Source organism: Streptomyces longispororuber (assembly GCF_014656095.1).
GTDB classification, from domain to species: Bacteria; Actinomycetota; Actinomycetes; order Streptomycetales; family Streptomycetaceae; genus Streptomyces; species Streptomyces longispororuber.
This window is the reverse complement of record NZ_BNBT01000242.1, coordinates 1-7980: the sequence shown is the minus strand read 5'-3', so window position 1 is coordinate 7980 and position 7980 is coordinate 1. Positions and strand designations below refer to the sequence as shown.

2 protein-coding genes are annotated in these 7980 nt (G+C 75.9%); both read left to right on the top strand.

Annotated elements, in window-relative coordinates:
- Positions 1-119 precede the first annotated feature (119 nt).
- Positions 120-5222 (top strand): non-ribosomal peptide synthetase, encoded by a 5103-nt coding sequence (locus tag IE330_RS36925; protein ID WP_190140562.1) that lies wholly within the window; start codon positions 120-122, stop codon positions 5220-5222.
- On the top strand, positions 5219-7980 hold a 2762-nt coding region (locus IE330_RS36920), incomplete at its 3' end, for a non-ribosomal peptide synthetase (protein WP_190140561.1). The genes IE330_RS36925 and IE330_RS36920, both read left to right, overlap by 4 nt.

The window sequence follows — 7980 nt, the reverse complement described above, 5'->3', positions numbered from 1 at the left end:
CCCCTCCCCACCCCGCCCCCGATCGCTTTCCCCCACGCGCGGCACCTCCCCCCACGCCACACCCCAGCCACCACGCAACGACCGTCACACGACCGTCACCCAGAGGAGCGCAACCCGCAATGAACCCCGCTCACGTTCAGCGGACGGACGCAGCGGCCGGTACGGCCCCGCTCACCCCCGAGCTCATCGGCCGTCAGGCGGCGCGCACTCCCGACGCCGTCGCCGTGGTGGCCGGACAGGCACAGCTCACCTACCGGGAGCTCGACCACCGCTCCGCCCGCCTGGCCCGCCAGTTGCGGGACCTGGGGGCCGGGCCGGACGTCCCGGTCGGCGTCCTGCACGCCCGGTCCCTCGACCAGGTGGTCGGCCTGCTCGCGATCTGGCGGGCGGGCGCCGCCTACCTGCCGCTCGACGCGAGCCAGCCGCAGGCCCGCCTCACCGCCCTGGTCACCGGCTCCGGCACCGGGCTCGTGCTGTGCGACGCCGCGAGCACGGCCGCGGTCACCGCGACCGGCGCCCGGCCGGTCGTGCCCGCCGAGCTCGCGGCCGGTGCCGAGCCCGCCGCCGAGCTGCCGGACCCGGCCGCCTTCGACCCCGACCAGGCCGCGTACGTACTGCACACCTCGGGCTCCACCGGCACCCCCAAGGGCGTCCTGATCAGCCACGCGGGCATCGCCAACCTCATCCACTGGATGGGCCGGCACTGGCGCCTGGCCCCCGGGGACCGCGTCCTGCACCGCACCCCGCTCATCTTCGACGCCCACGTGTGGGAGGTCTTCGCGCCCCTGGCCCACGGCGCGGCCGTGGTGCTGGCCGAGCCGGGCGCCGAGCGCGACCCGGCCGCCCTGGTGCGCACCGCCGGGGAGCAGGGCGTGACCGTCCTCCAGGTGGTGCCGTCCGTGCTGCGGCTGATGGTGGCCGAGGACGGCTGGGAGCGGTGCGGCGCGCTGCGCCTGGTCGCCTCCGGCGGTGAGCAGCTCCACGCGGAGCTGGCGCGGCGACTGCGGTCCCTCGTCGACGTCGAGGTGTGGAACACCTACGGCCCGACCGAGTGCTCCGTCAACGCCACCGCGCACCGCTTCGACCCGGCGCAGGAGAGCGGCCCGGTGCCGATCGGGCGGCCCGTGGAGCGGCTGCGGGTCCTCGTCGTGGACGCCTCCGGCACGCCCGTCGGCGTCGGCGTACCGGGCGAACTCCTCATCGGCGGCGTGGGCGTGGCCCGCGGCTACCTCGGGCGCCCGGGGCAGACCGCGGACCGGTTCGTGCCGGACCCGTACGCGAAGGACGGCTCCCGCCTGTACCGCACCGGCGACCGGGTCCGCTGGCGGGCCGACGGCGTCCTGGAGTACCTGGGCCGCGCCGACGACCAGGCCAAGGTCAACGGCGTGCGCATCGAGCCCGGCGAGGTCGAGGCCGAGCTGGCCGCGCACCCCGGCGTCGCCGCCGCGACCGTGCTGCCGTACACCCTGCCCGAGGGCGGCCAGCGCCTGGCCGCGTACGTCGTACCGCGGGCCACCGAGGGGCAGGACGTGGTCGCCGGGCTGCGCGCGTACCTCCTGGAGCGGCTGCCGAGCACGCACGTGCCCGCGGTCTTCCTGGAACTGGAGCGGCTGCCGCTCGGCCCGACCGGCAAGGTCGACCGGCGCGCCCTGCCGGACCCGGTGAGCGGGGCCGCGGCCGGTGCGGACGGCGACACGCCCGCCACGGACGCCGAGCTGCTGGTCGCCGAGGCGTGGCGGGAGCTGCTCGGCCGCGAGGCGGTCGGCGCGGGCGACGACTTCTTCCGCCTCGGCGGCACCTCCCTCCAGCTCACCCGGCTCGCGGCCCGGCTGCGCGCGCAGACCGGCCGGGACGTCACCCTGCGCGCCCTGCTCGGTGCCCCGACGCTGCGCGCGCAGGCGGCGCTGCTCGGCGACGTGACCGTGGCGCGGGAGACCCCGCCGATGCCGCGGGTGGACCGGGCGGGCGGCGTGCCGCTGTCGTACGGGCAGCGGCGGCTGTGGTTCATGGACCGGCTCAACCCGGCGAGCCCGGAGTGGGTCGCGGGCCTGCTCCTGAAGGTGCCCGCGGCGGCCACCCGCGAGCAGGCGGCCCAGGCCCTGAACACGCTGGTCGAGCGGCACGAGGCGCTGCGCACCCGGTTCGCCGAGGTGGACGGCGAGCCGCGGCAGTTCACCGACACCTCGGTCACCGTGGCGGTGGCCGCGGGCGCGCCGGTGAGCCGCGACGAGCTCCCGGACCGGCTCGCGGCGCTCCTCGGCCGCGGCTTCCCGCTCGACGGCGGCGGCCCGCTGCTGCGGGCCGAGCTCCTCGACGTCGCCGACGGCCCGCGCATCCTGGCCGTGGCGATGCACCACATCACCACGGACGGCTGGTCCACGACGGTCCTGGAGCGGGAGTTCACGCAGGTCCTGGAGGCGCTGCTGCGCGGCGACGCCCCGGTCCTGCCGGACCTTCCCGTGCAGTACGCCGACTACGCGGCCTGGCAGCGCGAGCAGCTCACCGACGAGGTCGTCGCCGAGGAGGTCGCCCACTGGCGCCGGGTCCTGGACGGCCACGAGCCGCTGTCGCTGCCCACCGACCGGCCGCGGCCCGCCGTGCGCGACGGCCACGGCGCGATCGTCCCGCTGACGGTCCCGGCGGAGACGGTCCGGGCCCTCGACGCGGTCGGCGCGGACGCGGGCGCCACCCGCTTCGCCACCGTCCTCACCGGCTTCGCCGCCGTGCTCGCCCGGCACGCGGGGCAGTGGGACTTCCCGGTCGGCGCCCCCGTGACGGGCCGCGGCCGCCCCGAACTGGACGGCGTGGTCGGCTTCTTCCTCAACAACGTCGTGCTGCGCTGCGGCCTGGAGCCCGGTCTCGGCTTCGCCGACGCCGTGGCCCGTACGGCCGCCGCGGCCACGGACGCGTTCGCCCACCAGGACCTGCCGTTCGACCTGCTGGTGGACGAGCTGGTGCCGGACCGGGACCTGTCCCAGACCCCGCTGTACCAGGTCGCGTTCGACCTGCACGGCGAGGAGTTCAACAGCGCCGTCGACGAGGACTTCGAGACGGTCCGGCGGCTGTGGCGCGTCACGCACACCGATCTGACGCTGCTGCTCAGGCCGGAGGCCGACGGCTCCCTCACGGGCGGCCTGGAGTACGCCACGAGCCTGTTCGACGAGGCGACGGCCGCCCGGCTCGCGGCGGGCCTCGGCCGGCTCCTGGCGGCCGCGGCGGCCGACCCCGCCCTGCCCCTGGGCGAGCTGCCGCTGCTGTCCGCCGAGGACGGCGACCGCCTGGCCCGCTGGGGCACCGACACCACCCCGGCACCGGCGGCGACCGTGCCCGCCCTGGTCGCGGAGCAGGCCGCGCGCACCCCGGACGCGGTGGCGGTCGAGTGCGACACCGCCACCCTCACCTACCGCGAGCTCACCGGCCGCGCGGCGCGGATCACCGCCCGGCTGCGGGCCCTCGGCGTGCGCCGGGGCACCCCGGTGGGCGTGCTCCTGGACCGCGGCCCGGACCTGCACGCCGCGCTCCTCGGCGTCTGGCACGCGGGCGGCGCCTACGTACCGCTCGACCCGGCGTTCCCCGCCGAGCGCCGCGCGGGCATGCTCGCCGACGCCGGGGCCCGCGTGCTGCTCACGCAGGAGGCGTACGCGGACGAGACCGTCGCGGCCGGGGACGGCTTCACCGGGCACGTCGTACGGCTCGACGGCGCGGGCGGCGTCGACGCCCAGCTCGGCACCGGCGCCGCGGACGCCACCGAGCCGCCCGTCCAGCCCGACCCGGACGACCTCGCGTACGTCATCTACACCTCCGGCTCGACCGGCAAGCCCAAGGGCGTCGCCGTCACCCACCGGGGCCTGGCCAACCACCTGGTGTGGGCGCGCGACCGGCTGGCCGCGGCCGGGGACGGCGGCGGCGCCGTGTTCTCCTCGGTGGCCTTCGACCTGGTCGTGCCGAACCTGTGGGCGCCGCTCACCGCCGGGCAGCGCGTGGTGCTCCTGCCGCAGGACCTGGACCTGTCGGAGCTGGGCGAACGCCTGGTCAAGGCGGGCCCGTTCAGCTTCCTCAAGCTCACGCCGGGCCACCTGGACATCCTGTCCGGGCAGCTCACCCCCACCGAGGCGGCCGAGCTGGCCGGGGTGGTCGTCGTCGCGGGCGAGGAACTGCCGGGCGCGCTCGCCGCGCACTGGACGCAACTCCTGGGCGCCGGGCGGCTGATCAACGAGTACGGGCCCACCGAGGCCTCCGTCGGCACCAGCATCCACCCCGTCCCGGCCGACCCCGGCCCGGGCGTCGTCCCGATCGGCGCGCCGCTGCCCGGCATGACCATGCGGGTCCTCGACGAGCGGATGCGCCCGGTGCCCGTCGGCGCGGTCGGCGAGCTGTACGTCGGCGGCACCGGTGTCGCCCGCGGCTACCTCAACCGCCCCGGCCTGACGGCCGAGCGCTTCCTGCCCGACCCGGACGTCCCCGGCGCCCGGCTGTACCGCACGGGCGACCTGGCCCGCTGGACCACCGAAGGCGCCGTGGAGTTCCTCGGCCGCACCGACCACCAGGTCAAGATCCGCGGCTACCGCGTGGAGACGGGCGAGATCCGCGCCGCGCTCCTCGGCCACGCCGGAGTCGCCGACGCCGTGGTGGTCCCGCACGGCAGCGGCGCCCGAACCCGCCTCGCCGCGTACTGGACGGCCGCCCCGGACGCCGGTGAGCCCACGACCGGGGCCGCGCTGGCCGAGCACTGCGCCCGCACGCTGCCGCCGTACATGGTGCCGGGCAGCTTCACGCTCCTCGACGAGATCCCCCTCAACCGCAACGGCAAGGTGGACCGGCGCGCCCTGCCCGAGCCCGTCACCGCGACGGCCGGTGCCGACGAGACGCCGCTGAGCCCGACCGCCGAGGTCGTACGGGAGATCTGGCGCGACACCTGCGGCATCGAGGCCGGGCCGCGCGACAACTTCTTCCACGCGGGCGGCAACTCGATCCTCGCCATCCGCCTGATCGCCGAGATCCAGAACGAGTTCGGGGTCACGCTGCCCGTCCGCGCCGTCTTCGAGGGCCCGACGGTCGTCGACCTCGCCGAGACGATCGAGAACCGCGTCCGCGCCGAGATCGAGCAGATGTCGGACGCCGACCTGCTGACCGACGCCACCGGTTCTGACTCCCCCGGTACGACCTCCACCGACTCCCCGCAGACGCAGCCCCAGACGCAGACGAAGGAACAGAACGCATGAGCCAGCAGGAAGCACAGTCCGCCGAGGCCCTGCGCGAGGAGCTGCTGCGCGCCCGGCTCGCGGGCCGTCGCCGCCGCGGCGGCTCGGCGGCCCCCACCGGTGCCGCGCGGGGCGCCGCCATCCCGCGCGCCGACCGCGGCGCCCCGCTGCCGCTGAGCCTCGGCCAGCAGCAGATGTGGTTCCTCAGCCGCCTGGAGCCGGACAGCACCGAGTACCTGGTGCCACTCGTGCTGCGGCTGCGCGGCACCCTCGACGCCGCCGCGCTCCAGCGGGCCTGGGACCAGGTGTGCGCCCGCCACGAGATCCTGCGCACCCGCTACGCGTACGTCGACGGCAGCCCGGCGCAGGTCGTCGACGAGCCCGCGCCGGTGCCGCTCGCCCGGGTCGACCTCACCGCCGTCCCGGCCGCCGAGCGGGAGGAGCGCGCCCTGGACGAGCTGCGCGCCGCCATGGGCGTCCCCTTCGACCTGGCCACGCAGTGGCCGGTGCGCGGCACGCTGGTGCGCCTGGCCGAGGAGGACCATGTCCTCGCCGTGGTCTTCCACCACATCGCCTGCGACGCCTGGTCCACCCGCATCTTCGGCCGCGACCTGAGCGCCGGGTACGCCGCCGCCCTCGCCGGCACGGACGCCCCGCTGGCGGCCCCCGCCCTCCAGTACGCCGACTTCGCCGCCTGGCAGCGCGCGGAGCTGGCCGGTCCCGGCGCCGAGCCGCACCTGGCCTACTGGCGCGAGCGGCTCGCGGGCATCGCCCCGCTCGACCTGCCCGCCGACCGCCCGCGCCCGGCGCACCGCAGCCACGCGGGCGCCGACGTCGCCCTGGACCTGCCGCTCGCCCTGTCCGAGCGGGTCCGCGAGGTGGCCGGGCGCCACGCGACGACGCCGTTCGCGGTGTTCCTCACCGCCTACCAGGCGCTGGTCTCCCGCTACACGGGCCGTCGCGACATCCCCGTCGGCACCGTGGTCTCGGGCCGTACCCGCCCGGAGCTCCAGGAGCTGTTCGGCTACGGCATCAACACGCTGGTCATGCGCGCCCGCTGGGACGACGAGGACGCCACCTTCGCCGACCTCCTGGACGTGTGCCGCAAGGACGTCCTGGACGCCTTCGACCACCAGGAGGTGCCGTTCGCCCGCCTCGTGGACGAGCTGCAGCCGGAGCGCGACCAGTCCCGCACCCCGCTGTACCAGGTCGCCTTCACCATGCACGAGTGGCGCCTCGACGCGTTCACGCTGCCCGGCCTGACGGCCGAGCCGTTCGGCGACAGCGACGGCATCGCCAAGTGCGACCTGACCCTTCAGGTCCAGGAGCGCCCCGACGGCACGTTCCATGCCCGCTTCCAGTACGTCACGGCGCTGTTCGACCACGCGACGGTGGAGCGCCTGGCGGGCCACTTCGCCGCCCTCCTGGACCGGGCGCTCGCGGAGCCCACCACCCCCGTGGCCGCGCTCGACATCCTCGGCGAGGAGGAGCGCGCGCTGGTCCTGCCCGCCGCCGAGCGGACCTCGGAGGTCACGGCCCTCGCGCACGAGCTGTTCGAGGCCCGCGCCGCCGAGCAGCCGGATGCCGTCGCCGTCACCGCGGGTTCCGTCTCCCTGTCGTACGGGGAGCTGAACGCCCGCGCCAACCGCATCGCGCACCTGCTACGCGACCGGGGCATCGGCGCCGAGGACCTGGTGGGCGTGCACCTCCAGCGCGGCGCGGACCTGATCCCCGCGATCCTCGGTGTGCTGAAGTCCGGCGCCGGTTACCTGCCCCTCGACCCGGCCAACCCCATGGACCGCCTCGGCTACGTCCTCGCCGACGCGCGCGCCCGCGTGGTACTGACCACGTCGGACCTGGCCGAGAGTCTTCGGGGCGTGTACGAGGGCCGGTTGGTGGTCCTGGACGCCGCCGACACGGCCGCCGAGCTGGACGCCCAGCCCGTGGACAACCCGGCCACCGTATCCGGCCCGGACAACCTGATCTACACGATCTACACCTCCGGCTCGACCGGTAAGCCCAAGGGCGTCGCCCTGACGCACACCAACGTCGTGCGCCTGATGTCCACCGCCCAGGACCACTACGGCTTCGGCACCACCGACGTCTGGTCCATGGCCCACTCCTACGCCTTCGACGTCTCGGTCTTCGAGATGTGGGGCGCCCTGGCCTTCGGCGGCCACCTCGTCGTCGTGCCGCAGGACGTGACGCGTTCGCCCGAGGAGTTCATCGACCTCCTCGTCGAGCAGCGCGTGTCGGTCCTCAGCCAGACCCCGACCGCCTTCCGGTCGCTGGTGACGGCCGCCGCCGAGGACGACGCGCGGATCGGCGAACTCGCCCTGCGTGCCGTGGTGTTCGCCGGTGAGAAGCTGGAGGTCGCGGCGCTCAAGCCGTGGACCGACCGCGTCGGCGTGGACCGGGTCGCGCTGGTGAACATGTACGGCATCACCGAGACCACGGTCCACACCACCTACCACCGCCTGGACGCGTACGACGTCGACCACCCGGCCCTGAGCCGCGTCGGCCACCCCCTCGCCGACCTCGCCGTCTACCTGCTCGACGGCAACGGGAACCCCGCCCCGATCGGTGTGCCGGGTGAGATCCACGTCGCGGGTCCCGGTGTGGCGCGCGGCTACCTCAACCGGCCCGAGCTGACCGCCGAGCGGTTCGTCCCCGACCCCTTCAGCGACGTGCCGGGCGCCCGGATGTACCGCAGCGGCGACGTCGCGCGCCGCCTGCCCGACGGCAGCCTCGAAGTCGTCGGCCGCATCGACGACCAGGT

What these genes read in the sequence shown, in the direction of transcription:
- IE330_RS36925 (WP_190140562.1), top strand. Translation starts at nt 120, where the DNA reads ATGAACCCCGCTCACGTTCAGCGGACGGACGCAGCGGCCGGTACGGCC.